This window comes from Streptomyces sp. CLV115 (assembly GCF_038448545.1).
GTDB lineage: Bacteria > Actinomycetota > Actinomycetes > Streptomycetales > Streptomycetaceae > Streptomyces > Streptomyces sanglieri.
On sequence record NZ_JBCEWQ010000073.1, the window covers coordinates 26771 to 42240 of the forward strand.

At 71.5% G+C, this 15470-nt stretch carries 12 protein-coding genes; 5 read left to right on the forward strand and 7 right to left on the reverse strand.

All coding sequences use genetic code 11. The features are described 5' to 3' along the window. Nucleotides 1-121: 121 nt before the first annotated feature. Complete coding sequence (locus AADR41_RS23995; RefSeq protein WP_342283453.1) at nt 122-907, reverse strand: Tat pathway signal sequence domain protein; 786 nt, start codon at nt 905-907, stop codon at nt 122-124. Nucleotides 908-1241: 334 nt separating this feature from the next. On the opposite strand from AADR41_RS23995, the gene AADR41_RS24000 reads away from it, so the two are divergent. Both AADR41_RS24000 and AADR41_RS24005 read left to right on the forward strand, forming a co-directional pair. After that, nucleotides 1242-2078 (forward strand): aldo/keto reductase, encoded by an 837-nt coding sequence (locus AADR41_RS24000; protein ID WP_342283454.1) that lies wholly within the window; start codon nt 1242-1244, stop codon nt 2076-2078. Between the two features lie 86 nt (nt 2079-2164). Beyond that, nucleotides 2165-2647 (forward strand): RICIN domain-containing protein, encoded by a 483-nt coding sequence (locus AADR41_RS24005; RefSeq protein ID WP_342283455.1) that lies wholly within the window; start codon nt 2165-2167, stop codon nt 2645-2647. A 471-nt stretch (nt 2648-3118) separates the two neighbouring features. Here AADR41_RS24005 and AADR41_RS24010 read toward each other — a convergent pair whose 3' ends face one another. The 3 genes from AADR41_RS24010 to AADR41_RS24020 all read right to left on the reverse strand — a co-directional run bounded on the left by AADR41_RS24010 (nt 3119) and on the right by AADR41_RS24020 (nt 6298). Further along, on the reverse strand, nt 3119-3661 hold the full coding sequence (locus tag AADR41_RS24010; RefSeq protein WP_342283456.1) for a hypothetical protein: 543 nt from the start codon (nt 3659-3661) through the stop codon (nt 3119-3121). A gap of 305 nt (nt 3662-3966) precedes the next feature. Beyond that, the gene (locus AADR41_RS24015) at nt 3967-5208 is read right to left on the reverse strand and encodes a CaiB/BaiF CoA transferase family protein (RefSeq protein WP_342283457.1); all 1242 of its coding nucleotides are present in this window, start codon (nt 5206-5208) and stop codon (nt 3967-3969) included. A gap of 160 nt (nt 5209-5368) precedes the next feature. Continuing rightward, the gene (locus AADR41_RS24020; RefSeq protein WP_342283458.1) at nt 5369-6298 is read right to left on the reverse strand and encodes a class I SAM-dependent methyltransferase; all 930 of its coding nucleotides are present in this window, start codon (nt 6296-6298) and stop codon (nt 5369-5371) included. Nucleotides 6299-6641: 343 nt separating this feature from the next. On the opposite strand from AADR41_RS24020, the gene AADR41_RS24025 reads away from it, so the two are divergent. Both AADR41_RS24025 and AADR41_RS24030 read left to right on the forward strand, forming a co-directional pair. Continuing rightward, a complete protein-coding gene (locus AADR41_RS24025) occupies nt 6642-9590 on the forward strand; it encodes a hypothetical protein (RefSeq protein ID WP_342283459.1) in 2949 nt (982 codons plus the stop codon). Between the two features lie 114 nt (nt 9591-9704). Beyond that, nucleotides 9705-10667, forward strand: a complete 963-nt coding sequence (locus tag AADR41_RS24030; RefSeq protein ID WP_342283460.1) for a LysR family transcriptional regulator — start codon at nt 9705-9707, stop codon at nt 10665-10667. Nucleotides 10668-10715: 48 nt separating this feature from the next. Here AADR41_RS24030 and AADR41_RS24035 read toward each other — a convergent pair whose 3' ends face one another. After that, nucleotides 10716-11021: a 4a-hydroxytetrahydrobiopterin dehydratase gene (locus AADR41_RS24035; protein ID WP_342283461.1), complete on the reverse strand. Its 306-nt coding sequence runs from the start codon at nt 11019-11021 to the stop codon at nt 10716-10718. Between the two features lie 63 nt (nt 11022-11084). Between AADR41_RS24035 and AADR41_RS24040 the strand changes: the two genes are divergently transcribed. After that, nucleotides 11085-11888, forward strand: coding sequence for a helix-turn-helix domain-containing protein (locus AADR41_RS24040; protein WP_342283462.1), 804 nt, complete (start codon nt 11085-11087; stop codon nt 11886-11888). Here AADR41_RS24040 and AADR41_RS24045 read toward each other — a convergent pair. Then, nucleotides 11878-12621, reverse strand: coding sequence for a YoaK family protein (locus AADR41_RS24045; protein WP_342283465.1), 744 nt, complete (start codon nt 12619-12621; stop codon nt 11878-11880). The two genes, AADR41_RS24040 and AADR41_RS24045, sit on opposite strands and share 11 nt — an antisense overlap. Nucleotides 12622-12908: 287 nt before the next feature. After that, nucleotides 12909-15293, reverse strand: coding sequence for a protein translocase subunit SecD (secD, locus tag AADR41_RS24050; RefSeq protein ID WP_342283463.1), 2385 nt, complete (start codon nt 15291-15293; stop codon nt 12909-12911). Nucleotides 15294-15470 lie beyond the last annotated feature (177 nt).

Sequence of the window (15470 nt, forward strand, 5' to 3'; positions counted from 1 at the left end):
AATCTCGTACGGGGCAGTCGGGTTGGCCGGCGTGCGGGCAGCCCTGCGGGGCGGCGGGGACTCACCCCGCCGCCCCGGGCGCGCCGGTTCGTGTCACCTCCTGCCGGACGGTTCGGGCCGGTCAGACCAGTTGGTGGCCACGCATGCCGGTGAGCAGGAGATGGGTGTCCCGCAGCGACCCCGAAGTGTCGCCGAGCGACCGGTAGATGCCCCACTTGGGCCGGACCCGGTCGGCGAGGAGCGTGTCGACACCGGACTTCGACCTGTCGACGACGGTGCTCGTCCCGTCCTTCAGGATCCAGCGGACCGAGCCGGACGTCCCGTCACCGATCGTGATCCGGAAGTCGACGTCGATCCACTTGTTCTGCAGCGGTTCGAGGTCGGTGCGGCCGACGAGGATGTCGGCGACGGGCAGCTTGAGTTCGATGGTCTGCACACCGCTCACCCGGCGCAGGGACTGGACGACGATCGGCGAGGTGCCGTTGCCCGGCTGCTTCATCTGCATGATGTGGGTGAAGCTGGTGGTCGCCCTCAGCGAGTCGGGGATGTACATGCGGTACGTGACCCGCCAGGTCTCCCCGGGCAGCCACTTGAGGTACGAGCCGCTGCCGGTGCGCAGCCCGGTCACCTCCTGGCGCTGACGGTCCGTCGCGGTGTCCCGGTCGACGGTGTGCATGTTGAACCGGAAGTTGTCGCTCTCCACGAAGATGTGCGGCCGGCCCGCCGGATGGGAGCCGGCCCGGTCGTCCTCGACGGTCTCGAAGGCGCCGAGCCCGTCGCCGCTCGCCGAGGGCGACCAGCGCAGTTTCCAGCTCGCCGCGTGGGCGGTGGCGGGGAGCCCGGCGGTTGCGGCGACGGCGCCGCCGACGGCCGCACCGAGCAGTGCTCGCCTGGAAGGGTTCGTCACTTCGACCTCGCTCGGAGTCGTTCGTTCGGGATATCGGGAGTCGTCGCGCCGCGCCACGGGAGTCCTCGCACCGTTTTCGCGCCGCCGCCGTGCCGTTGCTGCGCAGTTCCTGCCCGTGCGCGTTCACAAGGGTGTCCGTTGTTCAGTGACGTGCTCAAGCGTTGCGTGCTGACGTGTCTCGGTCAATGGCCCGGACGGAAGAGGCCGGAGCAATGACGGCACGTCCGGGGGCGACGGCGCGAGCTCCCGGAACATCGGGCGGCAGGGGAATGTCCGGCGGCCGGTGATCGTTCACCATGGGAGTACCAACCGACGACGTAAGGATCGACCGCTCGTGAGCCAGGTCCCCTCCATCACTCTCAACAATGGCGTCGAGATGCCGCAGCTCGGTTTCGGCGTCTGGCAGGTGCCGGACGACGAGGCCGCGAAGGCGGTCGCCACGGCCGTCGAGTCCGGGTACCGGAGCATCGACACCGCCGCGATATACGAGAACGAGCAGGGCACCGGCCGGGCGATCGCGGCCTCCGGCGTCCCGCGCGAAGAGCTGTTCGTCACCACGAAGCTGTGGAACAGCGAGCAGGGCTACGACTCGACGCTGCGCGCCTTCGACGCCTCGCTCGACAAGCTGGGCCTGGACTACGTGGACCTGTACCTGATCCACTGGCCGGTGCCGGCCAAGGGCGCGTACGTCGACACGTACAGGGCGTTCGAGAAGATCCACGCCGACGGCCGCGCGAAGGCCATCGGTGTGTCGAACTTCCTCCCCGAACACCTGGAGCGGCTGCTCGGGGAGACCTCCGTGGTCCCGGCGGTCAACCAGATCGAGCTCCACCCGCAGCTCCAGCAGGCCGAGTCGCGCGCCTTCCACGCCAAGCACGCCATCGCGACCGAGGCGTGGTCGCCGCTGGGCCAGGGCAAGGGCCTCCTGGAGGTCCCGACGGTCGTCGCGATCGCCCGCAAGCACGAACGCACGGCCGCCCAGGTGGTGCTCCGCTGGCACCTCCAGCTCGGCAATGTGGTGATCCCGAAGTCCGTGACACCGTCCCGGATCGCGGAGAACCTCGATGTGTTCGGCTTCGAGCTGGACACCGACGACCTGGCCGCGCTCGCCGCGCTGGACGAGGGCAAGCGCCTCGGCCCGGACCCGGCCGATTTCAACGTCGGCGCCTGAGTCACGACGAGACGGTCCGCCGCCCGGCTGTTCGAGCCGGGCGGCGGACCGCCGCTGGACAGCCCTGGGGCTGAAGGGACCGGACCATGAGCGGGGACACCGCACCCGTCGTCGCCGCGGGCTGCTATCAGCTGCGCAATGTGGCCAGCGGACTGCTGCTGGAGGTGTACGGCTCCGCCAAGGGCGGCGGCGCCCCGGTGCAGCAGGGCCCGGAGACCGGATCGGCCGCCCAGCACTGGCAGCTCTCGCCCGTGCACGAGGGTGCGGCGCTCCACTACCTGGTCAATGTCCACAGCGGGAAGCGCCTGGACGTCGCCAACGCCTCGACCGAGAACGGCGCCGTGATCCAGCAGTGGCGGGCCAACAACTTCGGCGCCCAGGAGTGGCTGATAGAGCGGCACCTGGAGACGCCGGGAGTGGTGACCCTGGTCAGCTTCATCAGCGGACTTGTCCTTGAGGTCGCCGACGGCAGCACGGCGGACGGCGCCCGTGTCCAGCAGTGGGAGGACACCGACTCCCCCGGCCAGTGGTGGCGGCTGGAACCGGTGCCGGACACCACCCGGGCATAGGCCGGGGACAGGCCCGCACGGGGAATGCGTGCGGATGTGCGGATGCTGCGGACCGGCATTCGGGGCGCCCCTTCGGGGCCGTCCCGCCCGGGCCGTCACCCGCCTGGGCCAAGACGGCCCACCGGCCTCCTGGCAGCCGGGACATGGGCGGCGTCTGCCGCGCCGACGCCACGTTCCGCCGCCCGGTCGCCGGGCCCCGCCGAGCGCCGCGTACCGAGAACGAATCCGGAAGCCGAATCCCCGAGCCGGAATGGAACCGGAACCGAACCCGGTAGCCGCGTGCGGCACAGCCGTTCCGGTCGGCTGGCAATAGCTCACCGCCCGGCCTTAGCATGGCCTGGCAGGTGTTGAACCTGTGATTCGTCATTCAGGTGCGGCTGTCCGACCGGGTTTCGCCCCCGGTCGGATAGCCTCAGTGGAGCCCCGGCCCGATTACGGCGGGCCGGGGTTCTATGTCACCCGACTGACTGGTCACCAGTTCCGGCCACCCTCGTCGTCGAAGTGGCGCTCGATGACACGGAAGCTGCCGACCACGCCGTTCTCGACGTGCACACCACCACGGACGTGGCCCGGACGCACCCCGTTGCTGGTGCTGTGCGGCCCGACGGTCGCGATGGGGGCGCCGTTGTCACAGGTGACCCCGCGGAAGACCTCGATGGTCCGGCGGCTGTCGTTACGGATGTTGAGGGTCCTGGAGCCGAGGCCGCTGACCACGGTCACACAGCCGCCCGCGTCATCCGTGTACGTCCGCTCGTTGATGTGGACGCGACCCTCGTAGTGGCCACGGCCGCCCTCGTCGTGGCCACCTCGCTCATTGCCGCCTCCCTTGCCGCCCTCATTGCCCTTGCCGACGTCGCCGCCACCGAGAGCCGAAGCAGGAGCGGCCTGCTGGATGGCCGGGGCCGCCGCGCTGGCCGGCTCGGAGGTGGCAGCCGAGGCGTAGGTGATGCCGGTGGCCGCCAGGGCCGCGGCAGCCGCGACGGCAGCCGTAACGATGGTGGAACGCGTAATCATTTCGCTTCTCCTGTCTGAGAGAGACCGACCGTGCGGTCGACCTGTGGATGAAATTACAGACAATCCGAATATGTGTCATATCAGACACATAAAAGTCCGACACGAGAGCTCCGATCGAGCTAACCGAAATACACTAAATGCTATTTACACACCATCACACGGGGGGTCAATTGCCTCTGTTCACTGGCGAATTGACTTGGCATTAGGCCGCCCAGGGGGCTTCTGACGCCCACTCACTCGGCTGGCAGCATGTCCGCCCTCGACACGGTCCCGGGTCGGGCGGCGAACGGTGCCATGACTAGCGGTCAGCCGTTCAGCCAGCGCCTGAGATCCTCGGTGTGCTCACCGAGGCGCGGCGGCCGCCGCTCGTACCGCGGCGGGGTACGGGACAGCCCGATGGGGTTGGCCACCAGGCGCATGGGGTCGCCGGGGCCCGCGTCGGCCGGCGTGACCCGCGGGGACAGGCCCAGGCGCTCGGCGAGATCGAAGGCGCCCGCGAGGTCGTTGACCGGGCCGCAGGGCACCCCGAGCGGGGTGAGCAGGTCGAACCACTCGGCCGCGGTGCGCGGGGCGAGCCGCGTGGAGATCTCCTCGGCCAGCGCGTCGACGTGCGCGACCCGGTCCGTGTTCGAAACGAACCGGGGGTCGACGGCCAGTTCCTCGGCGCCCAGGCCCCGGCACAGGGCGCGGAACTGCCGGTCGTTGCCGACGGCGACGACCAGCGGCCGGTCCGCCGCCCGGTAGACCTCGTACGGGGCGATGGAGGGGTGACGGTTGCCGAGGATGCCCGGCACCCGACCGGCCAGGGTGTAGCCACCCGCCTGGTTCACCATGCTCGACAGCAGCGAGGACAGCAGATCGACCTCGACGTGCTGGCCCTCACCGGTCGCTTCGCGGTGGCGCAGCGCCGCCATGACGCCCACGGCCGCGTGCAGTCCGGTGAGCACGTCGACGAGCGCCACACCCGTCTTGACCGGCTGCCCCGGTGCGGGCCCGGTGACACTCATCAGCCCGCCGACCGCTTGCAGCAGCAAGTCGTAGCCGGGCAGCGCGGCGCCCTCGCCGGATCCGAATCCGGTCACCGAGCAGTAGACGATGCCGGGGTTGAGCGCCTCGGCCTGCGCGTAGGAGAGTCCGTGCCGGTCCATCGTGCCGGGGCGGAAGTTCTCGAAGAGCACATCGGCCCGGCGCACCAGTTCATGGGCGTCGCGGCGCCCTTCCGGTGTGCCGAGATCCACGGCGAAGGACCGCTTGTTGCGGTTCACGGACAGGAAGTACGTCGACTCCCCATGGGCGTGCGGCGGCCCCCAGGCCCGGGTGTCGTCACCCGCGCCGGGCCGCTCCACCTTGATGACGTCGGCGCCCAGGTCCGCCAGGAGCATCGTGGCGTACGGCGCGGCCAGTACCCGTCCGAAGTCGGCGACCACGACACCCGAAAGAGGGCCGGGAACGGGGCTCTCTCCCGGACGCCCGTCGGCAATTCCCCGCCGCGGCGGGGAAGTCGACGCGCTCTGCCGGGCGGACGGGGTGGCTGGGGTGTGCTGCATTCGGCTCCCTCTCGGTGCGGCCTCTCGTGCGCCGGGCCACTGATGACCGCGCTCGCGAAGCCCCATCCTGGGCATGCCGCACACCCCGTGCCAGTGGACGGGATGTCCTGTTCGGACACCAGGTACCACTCCGATCCGTCGATGGGCCGCCGGGGCGGGCTCAGTCCCGGCGGCCCAGGTGCACGGTGCGCACCGACAGCAGGAAGAGATCCGGACGCCGGCGCAGTCCGGCCGGGTCCTCGGGGTCGAGCAGCCGGTCGAGTACGGCGACGTCCTCGGCCGAGAGGTCGTCGGTGAACATCTCACGGCGGCGGCTGAGCTCGGCGACGACATGGTCACGGGCCTGGTCGGGGAGCGGAGCCGGAAGGTCGAGCAGGAAGCTGCTGGTGCCCTGCGGCTCCAGCCCCACCGCGGTGAACAGGGCGCTCCAGTCCTCCGTCTCCCGCTTGGCGCCGGGCAGCGCGGCCCGCATGTTCTCGAACCGTTCCGCGTTGATCGCTTCGAGCCTGGCCTCCAGACCGGGCCGCCCCATGCCGATGTCGCGCGGGAGACGGCGCGGCTGCAGACCGCCCTCGGCCAGGGCCACCGTTCCGCCGGGGCGCAGCAGTGCGGCGAACCCGGCGAGGACGGCACGCTGGTCGCCCATGTGGTGCAGGGCGTTGCCCGCCCAGATGAGGTCCGCCTCCCCCAGCCCTTCGAGGCCGTCGGGGATGTCGGCGTGCCGGGTGCGGACCCGGTCGCCGAGGCCGAGCTTTTCGGCGCGGGCGCGGGTGCGCTCCAGCAGGGCCGGGGTGCCGTCGACGGCGACGACCTCCGCCTCGGGGAACACCTCGGCGAGCAGGCAGGAGATCACCCCCGGTCCGCTGCCGATGTCGAGGACCCTGCGCACCTTCGGTGCCGTGGGGAGCCCGGCGATCCAGCGGGCGGCTTCCTCGTACTGCGGCCGGCTGACTTCGGCCTCCTGCTCCAGCATCGGCCCCATGACGTCCCAGTCGAGGTCGCCGTCGTCGTGGTGATGCCCCTGGGGAGCGCCGTGGTGGTGGCCGTGGGAGGTCTGCCGGTGATGACCGTGGTCGGTTCGCTGACTCATGGAGCCAGCCTCACTGCGCACCGACCCCATGGCAAGTTTTGTTGCCGGTTCGGCAACCCGCGCACTTAATGCGTCTTGCCTCTTCATCCGGCGAGCCATTCACGCATCAAGCACTGCCGGATCAGGAACACCTCCGGGGCAGGGCGGCACACCCACCCCCGAGGCGTTTCCCCAGGTGGGTGAGGCAGGCAGGCGGCCGGCACCGGGAGCGCCACCCCCACACCACTCTTAACGCATCAACTCATCGCCCAACAAGCTTGTGCGGCAACACCGTTGACGCGTTATGGCCGAGCCCGTACGGTGCACTCGCCCGCCCCCATCGAACCGACGCCGGAGCGTACTCATGAAGCGCCGCACCTTCCTTGCCGGAACCGCCGCCGTGTCCGCGCCGGCCGTCGCCCTGTCCGCGGCGGCACCCGCCGTCGCCGCGCCCTCCCCCGGTGACGACGCCACCGCCGCCGCCGAGACCGTGCGCCTCGTCATCGACGGCACACCGCACGATCTGCCGCCGACCACACTGCACAACACCACCCTCGCGGCCACCGGCACCGCCGGACAGGCGCGGGTCACCATGACCGGGACGTACAGCGAGTTCTCGGTGGCCTTCCCGAGCCCGTACGTGCCCGGCCTCGCCCGGGTGTCGGTGTGGCTCACCGGCGTCACGCCGAAGAAGGGCAACCTCTGGCTGAAGCTCTTCGACGGGGACAGCGAGGAGTGGGGGACGCTCGCCAGCAGGGTCGACCCGGCCGGATTCGACGGGCGGACCCGGGTCACGTTCGAGCCGCAGCGGCTGGCCCGGATGACATGGAGCGGAAAGGGCGACGGCCGGCTCACCCACCCGCTGCGCCGGCTGGTGCTGGTGTTCTTCCCCGACGACAAGCAGTCGGCCGATCCGCTCGTGCTGGACGTGGACTCCGTGGAGGTGGTCGGAGACGGCGGGCCGGTGGCCGGCTGGAGCCGGGCCGGCGCGCTGGAACTGACCAGCGGCGCGGACCGGGTCCTCATCGACGATCGCGGCCGGCTGCTCGACTGGACGTCCGGCGGCCGGGTCCAGTCCCCCGGCGTACTGCCACTCTCCGTGTACTACGACAACGGCACCGGCGTCTTCTCCGACGAGGCCACGGTCGACGTCACCCGGGTCGCCGCCGACGAGGCCAGGGTCGGCCTCACCGTGCCCGGGTTCTTCGCCGCCGAACTGACGGTACGGCTCCGTGCGGGCCGTCTCGAACTGCGCCCCACCGCCGTCCGGAACCTCTGGTCCCGGCCCATCCTCAGGATCACCTGCCCCGAGGTGGCGTACCGGGTGATCCCCGCCGACGGCACCATGCTCGGCATCGCGCCGAAGTGGGGCGGGATCGCCCACACCCGGTCGGTGCTCGCCGGCGGCTTCTACGCGAATTACGGCATGCCCACCGCCACCCACGACCTGATCCTGTTCGAGGAGGACGACTCCGCGCTCGGCGTGTACTCCGTACAGCCCGCGAGCGCGAAGCCCTACCGCCCGACGCAGTTCGGCTTCGTGGGCGCCCGGGCCCGCGAGGAGTCCCTCACCGGGCTGATGCACCGGCTGGACGCCTGGATCGCACCCGGCGGGTCCGGGGGGCTGCCCGCGACCCGGCTGGTGGCCGGGGGCACCGCGTTCGACCTGTTCGCGGCCTACCGGGCGGACAACGGGATGGACTCCTGGCGCGGGCTGCCGGACAAGCTCGGCCCTCGACTGCGCGCGGGGCTGCCCGACGCGGTGCACCTCAAGGTGGACCTGTGGCAGCCGACCGGCGGCACCTGGGCGACTGGCCGGCCCGAGGCGGCCCTCGAATACCTGCGTGCCGTGCCCGGTGGGCCGTACAGCGTCGAGCTGGCCAGCTACTACTCCGACGGGCAGCACGACCACCACTACCCGGACTTCCTCACCTTCGACTACCTCGGCGGGCCCGCGGAGTTCCAGCGGCTCATCGACACCATCCACGACGGCGGGCACTACGCCAGCGCGTACACCAACCCGACGTGGTGGCACCCGGACAGCCGGGCAGTGGCGGAGCTCGGCGGCGTAGAGCGGATCGGGATACGCGACGGGCACGGCAAGCTGGTCACCAAGACCCACACCGACAACCTCGGATATCTCATCGGCGGCTGGCGCAAGGCACCCCGGGCACTGATCCTCGACCAGCTCCGCACGTTCCGCGACACCTACGGGCTGGACATGATGTTCCAGGACGAGATCGCGCGCCGGGAGTACGACTACTCGGCCGACTTCTGCGCACCGCCGTACGCGTACGGCGAAGAGCTGGTGGAGCAGACCGCACAGTCGGCCGCGATCCTGCCGATCGGCACCGAGGGGGTCGGCGGGGACCGGATCTTCCAGACCCTGGCATCGAGCCTCGGCTTCTACCTCAACACCATGCAGGGCGACCGGGCCAACACGTACGACGGCCCCAACCGCAACGGCACCGTGGTGCAGCAGTGGCCGTTGGGCACCGGCGTCATGCACGACAAGGTCGCGTTCTACCCGCACAACCTCGACCGGGGCGTCGACACCACCGAGAACCTGAGCTGGGCGCTGGCCTTCGGCCTCAATCTGCACTACCAGGCGCAGCACATGGAGAGGGACTTCAGGGCGGGGCGCGGATTCGAGATGCTCAAGGGCCTCTCGCTGGTCCAGCGGCGGGTCGCCGGCCGGTACTTCGGGCGGCGGATGACCGGGTTCCGGTACCTCACCGAGGACCTGAAGGTGTCGCGGACGGTGTTCGACGGGGGCGTGGAGATCGTCGCCAGTCACGACATCCGTCCCCGGGCGCTGCCGCTGCCCGGCACCCTGGGCACGGTGACCGTCGCGCCGCACGGCTTCGTCGCCTCCGAGCACGGAGCCCCCACGTACGCGCTGATCGACGACGCGCACCACCGGCCCGGCCACCTCGCGCGCTGGGCGGGCGGCCGGTTCGTTCCCGAGCTCGCGTGGTACCCGGCGGATCTGGCGGGCTACCGGACCGACACGATCACCGCCGACCTGCGGCTCACCGCCACGCCGGCCGAGCTCCCCGCCGCCGGCATCACCCGGGCGGCACTGGCCATCGCCGCCTGGGACGGTGCACCGGTCGACCTGAGCGGCGCGGACATCGAGTGGGAGGTCGAGGGCCGGCCGATCGCACATCTGGTCACCGACGCCGACGGCAGTGTGTGGCTCGCCCCGGACCCGGGCGGCGCCACGGGCTGGGTCACGGTCCGCGCCGTCGTCACCCGGGACGGGATACCGGCCTACAGCGGCGTCGAGTTGGTCAAGCTCATCGACGGGTGAGCGGACGCGGACGGGGTCCGGGGCGTTCGAAGGCACGTCGTCGTTCCGGACACACCGCAACCGATTGGACACCGGCATATTGCCGGTAGGCCTCCGGGCCCATAACTTGCGTTTATGGAGCTGGAGTTGCGCCATCTGCGAACCGTACGTGCCATCGCCGACACCGGGAGCCTGACCAAGGCGGCCGCGGCCCTCGGGCTTGCCCAGCCCGCCCTGAGCGCGCAGTTGCGGAGGATCGAGAAGGCGCTCGGCGGCCCGCTGTTCGACCGGGACCACACCGGAGCCCGGCCCACGCTCCTAGGCGAGCTGGTGCTGGAACGGGCCCGGGTGGTGCTGCCCGCCGTGAGCGAACTCCAGGAGGAGGCGGTGCGGTTCGCCAATGCCTGGGGGACCATGGAGCGCTTCCGGCTGGGCGGCACGCACGGGCCGCTGCTGGGCGGCCTGGTGGACCGGCTGGTCACCGCGCATCCGGCCGCTCCGGTGACCACGTACACCTCCTGGTCGGTCGGTGAGATCGCCGCCCAACTGGTCGACGGCAGACTCGACTTCGCGCTCATCGGCGCGTGCGGTCAGAGCCCGCCTCCCGCAAGCGACCGGTTGACCTGGCAGGTGATCGGCATCGACCCGGTCTTCGTGATGCTGCCGGATTCCCATCCGCTGGCCGGTGCGGAGGAGCTCAGCCTCTCCGCCCTGGCCGACGAGTGCTGGGCGGACGTGCCGGGCGAGGGCTGCTTCGCCGACTGCTTCGTCGGCGCCTGCGCACGGGCCGGGTTCAGCCCGGTCTCGGTGTACGAGACGGACACGGCGTCGGTCGTCCATCTCGTACAGGTGGGCCGGGCCGTCGGGCTGTGCCGGGCCACGTTCCCGCCGACACCCGGGGTGGTGACACGGCCGATCACCGGTGCACCGCTCAGCTGGCGCCATCTGCTGGGCTGGCATCCGCGGTCGGCGGCGGCCGGTGCGGCGGCGGGCGCGGTGAGCGGGCACGCCAGGGCCGCGTACGCGGAGGCGGCGGAGCGCAGCGAGACCTACACGCGCTGGCTCGCCGCGCATCCACGGTTCGGGGCGGCGATGTGACATGTGACGGGCAGGGCGTCACCGGCCGCGTACCGTGTGCGGCCCCGGCTACCGCACCCCGTGTCCGTCGGCGATCGCCGCCACCCGCGCGGCCAGCCTCAGGTCGTTCTCGGTGACCACGTCGCCCGCGTCGTGCGTGTTCACGGAGAGGGAGACGGTGTTGTAGCCGAGGGTCAGGTCGGAGTGGTGGTTCAGCTCGTCCTGGATCGCGGCGACGTGCGCGGTCAGCCCCAGGGCGGCGAAGTGGCTGTGAAGCCGGTAGGTGCAGGTGATCCGGTTCCCCTCCAGCGTCCAGCCGGGCAGATCGCCCAGACGGTCCTCGATCTCCTGCTGCGACAGCGGTGCGGCGGGCATACGGTGACTCCCTCATCGGCGAACGGTGCCGGTCGGCGGTGCCGGTGACGTTACGGTCTGGGTATGACGACTGCCGCGATTGACACGGGGGTAGGGCCGCTGCTGCGCAGCTGGCGGGAGCAGCGCCGGATCAGCCAGCTGGAACTGGCGCTCCGTGCCGATTCCTCGGCCCGGCACATCTCCTTCATCGAGACGGGCCGCTCCCGGCCCAGCGAGGAGATGATCCTGCGGCTGGCCGAGCACCTGGAGGTCCCGGTCAGGGAGCGCAACGCCCTTCTGGTGGTGGCAGGTTACGCCCCGCACTTCGCGCAGACCTCGCTCGACGACCCCGCGCTGGACGCACTGCGGGAGGGGGTGGAACGGCTGCTCCAGGCGTACGACCCGTATCCGGCGATCGTCGTCGACGGTACGTACGACGTGGTGGCGGCCAATCGGGGCATGGCGCTGCTGACGGACCAGGTGGCCGAGCACCTGCTCGCCCCGCCGCTGAACGCCATGCGGCTCACTCTGCACCCGGACGGCCTCGCCCCGCGCATCCGCAACCTGCGGGAGTGGCGGGCCGATCTGCTGGCCCAGATGGAGCGTCAGATCGCCCTGGCCCGTTCGGCGGAGCTGCGTGCGGTGTACGAGGAGGTCGCGGCCTATCCCGTACCGGAGAGCAGCGGATCCTGCGGCGCCGGGCCCGCTCCGTCGCTGCCTTTCGCGCTGCCGCTGCTGATCGAGCACGACGGAACGGTGCTCTCCTTCGTCTGCTCCATCGCCACGTTCAACACCCCGATGGATGTGACGGTGGCCGAGCTGGCGATCGAGACGTTCCTGCCCGCCGACCGGGCCACCGCCGACCATCTGCGTTCGCTCACTTCCTGACGACCGGAGCGGCCCACGGCGCCCGGGAGCGCGCCAGGGCCGCCGCCGCGACGGTCACACCGGCCAGCACGGCCACGGCGATCAGCAGCGGAAGCCTGGGATGCCCGTGCAGTACGGCCATGGCGCCGACGATCGCGCCCAGCATCATCGCGGCGGCCGAGAGCACCCGTCGTCCGGCCCGGCTGCCGCCTCCGCCGGCGAACCGGCTGTCGGAGAGGATGCCGGTGATGGTCAGGGTCAGCACGGTGGTGGTGAGATCGGGAACCGCCAGCGCCCGGGACACGGCGTTCTGCACACCGAGCCCCAGGCCGAGGAGCACGATGAGGGCGAAGCGGACCCCGCCGGTGAACGGGTGGCCGGAGGCCGCGGTGACGATCAGCGCGGCCAGGACGCAGGCGGTCTCCACGAGGAGCGCGTAGAGCAGCATCCGGCCGCGGTGGGCCGCGGTGCGGTGCACGATCAGGCCAGCGAGCAGCGCCCCGACCGCGAACGCGGCGAGCGCGACGAGTGACGCGGCGAGCGAGAACCCCGGGGCTCCGGCGACGGCGAAGCCGGAGAAGACCACGTTGCCGGTCATGTTCGCCACGAACACCCGGCCCAGTTCCAGATAGCTGACGGCGTCGACCAGCCCGGTGACGACGGTCAGGGCGAGCATCAGGGGCGGCAGCGGCCCATGACGGTCCGCCAGGTCCGGAACGACGGTGGACCAGGCCTCACGCAGCGGGACGGGCATGGGCACGGGCACACTCCGATCACGGGGGGCGACTGCTCGGAATTGTGCGCCCCGGACCCGCGGATCACCATGACCGACCCACGGTGCCCCTCCCGTCCCGCCACGCCGGGAGGAGCACCGGTCGCCGGCGCCCGTCCGGCGGATCAGGGCCGGCCCCCGCCCTGGGGCCTCTCGCCCGGATCACGCCGGGCTCGCGGGCCCCCGGCGCCTGATCCGGCGTGGTCAGCCCTGATCCGGCCCCGTCCGCCCTGATCCGTACCGATCTGTTCTGATCCGAATGAAGGACCCTAGACGCGTGCCCCGTTGTCGAGCGGGTCGCGGCGCGCCGTTCTCGTGCCGGAGCGGCGGCCGGGCGCCCGCTTGCGGGCAGGTGGCGGGGCCTTGCTGCTCCGTTCCAGGACGAGGGCGGCCGGGACCGCGGTCATCACCGAGGAGTACGTGCCGACACAGATGCCGATCAGCAGGGCCAGCGCGAAGTCCGCGAGCGAGTCACCCCCCAGCACGGCGAGTGCGGTGAGGATGAAGAGGGCTCCCATTCCGGTGTTGAGCGTTCTCGGGACGGTCTGCAGGACGGCCCGGTTGGCGACTTCGGCGACGGGCTGACGGCGGGCCTTCGCCCACAGTTCCCGCACCCGGTCGAAGACCACCACCGAGTCGTTGACGGAGTATCCGATGACGGTGAGGAGCGCGGCCAGGAAGATGCCGTCGACGGTGCGTCCCAGCCAGGCGAAGGCGCCGACCAGGACGATGACGTCGTGGACGAGCGCCCCGACCGAGGCCACCGCGAACGTCCAGCGGAACCTGACGGCCAGATAGGCCAGCTGGACGAGGACGGCGATGCCGAGCGCGATCAGGGCGTTGCGCCGCAGTTCGTCGCCGAGGCTGGGGCCGATGAGTTCGTCGCGGACCTTGGTGGTCTTGCCGCCCTCCTCCGCGAGGGCGGCGCGCAGGGCATGTTCGCCGTCGTTGTCGAGCTTCCCGGTCCGTACGGAGAGGTCGCCCGCGCCCGCCGTGGTGACCTCGGCGTCGCCGAAGCCCGCACCGGCCAGGGCGGTCCGGGCCCGTTCCACGTCGACGGGGCGGCTGGTCGAGTACTCGACGAGCCGGCCGCCGGTGAATTCGACTCCCAGGTTGACGCCGCGTACGAGGATGCCGAGGACGGCGACGGCGACCAGTGCCGAGGAGATCAGCAGCCAGCGGCGCGGGGACCGCATCAGCTGGGGGTTCCGGCGAGTCAGCCAGGTGCGTACCCGGCCCGGGCCGGAGATGCCGTTGATGCCCCGGTAGTCGCTGACGAACCGGGAGCCCGCGGCGATCTCGGTGAGTGCGCGGGCGATGACGAGCGCGGAGAACATGGAGGCCAGCACGCCGATGGCGAGGGTGACCCCGAAGCCCTTCACCGGTCCCGAACCGAGGAAGAAGAGCAGCCCGGCCGCGATCAGCGTCGTCACGTTGGAGTCGGCGACGGCGCTCCAGGCGCCGCGGAACCCGGCGGTCAGCGAGGAGCGCAGCGACCTGCCGGGATGCTGGGTGTGCTCCTCCCGGGCCCGTTCGAAGACCAGCACGTTGGCGTCGACCGCCATCCCGATGGCCAGGACGAATCCGGCGAGGCCCGGAAGGGTGAGGGTGACGCCGAGGGCGACCAGGGCCGCATAGGAGATCAGTCCGTAGGCGGCGAGCGCGACGGCGGCCAGTGCGCCGAAGAGCCGGTACACGACGGTGATGAAGAGCGCGGTGGCGGCGGCGCCGATGAGGGCGGCCCGGGCGCTGGCGTCGATGGCGGCGGCGCCGAGCGTCGGGCCGACGGTCCGCTGCTCGACGATCTCGACGGGGAGCGGCAGGGCGCCGCCCTTGATCAGCAGGGCCAGCTCGCGGGCCTCGTCCGCGCTGAAGGATCCGGTGATCTGGGTGGAACCGGAGGGCAGGCCGGCGTTGCAGCCGACGGAGGGCGAGACCTGCGGCGAGGAGATGATCTGCTGGTCGAGGACGATGGCGACGCGGCGCCGGTCGTCCTGGACCGGGTGGCAGGCGGCTTCCCCGGTCAGCCGGGTCCAGTCCCGGCCCGCCGCCTTGTGGAAGTCGAGGGAGACGGTCCAGCCGGCGCCCTGCTGGGCGTCGAACGCGGCGGTGGCGTCCTTGACGCCGGCGCCGGAGAGCCTGGCCGGGCCGAGGTCGAGGGCGCGGCCCTGTTCATCGGGGAGCGTCGGCCCGGCGCCGGAGCTTCGGCCGGGATCGGGTTCGGTGCCGGGCTCGGATCCGGGCTTGGATCCGGGCTTGGATCCGGACTTGGTGTCCGCTCCGTCGTCGTTCGGGGTGGCGGCGGGGCCCTGGACCGCGTGGAAGCTGAGCTGGGCGGTTCTGCCGATGACCTCGGCGGCCTTGCGCGGGTCCTGGACGTCCGGGAGTTCGACGATGATCCGGTCCTCGCCGGAGCGGGTCAGCGTGGGTTCGGCGACGCCGAGGGAGTCGATGCGCTGGCGGAGCACCTCCAGGGTGCGGTCGGTGCTGTCCCGGTCCGCCTTCGCGGTGTCCGAGTCCTTGGCCTGGAGCACCATTCTGGTGCCGCCCTGAAGATCGAGGCCGAGTCTGGGTGACATGGTCAGCGTGATGAGCACGGAGACGAGCAGCACGGCCGCAGCCAGAACCGCTCGCACCGTGGTGGCGCGAGTCATGGGTTTCCTCCGAGGGGGCGCCGGGCGCCCTCACCTCGGCGAGGACGGGACGGCGGTTCAGCGGGACGGGACCGGTGACAGGACCGGTGGCCGGTGAACGGCCGTCCACGGAGGCCCGCGTACGCCGGGGAGCATGACGCGGGAGCGGTCGGTGGCACGAGGGGGTGCGGCGGGGAC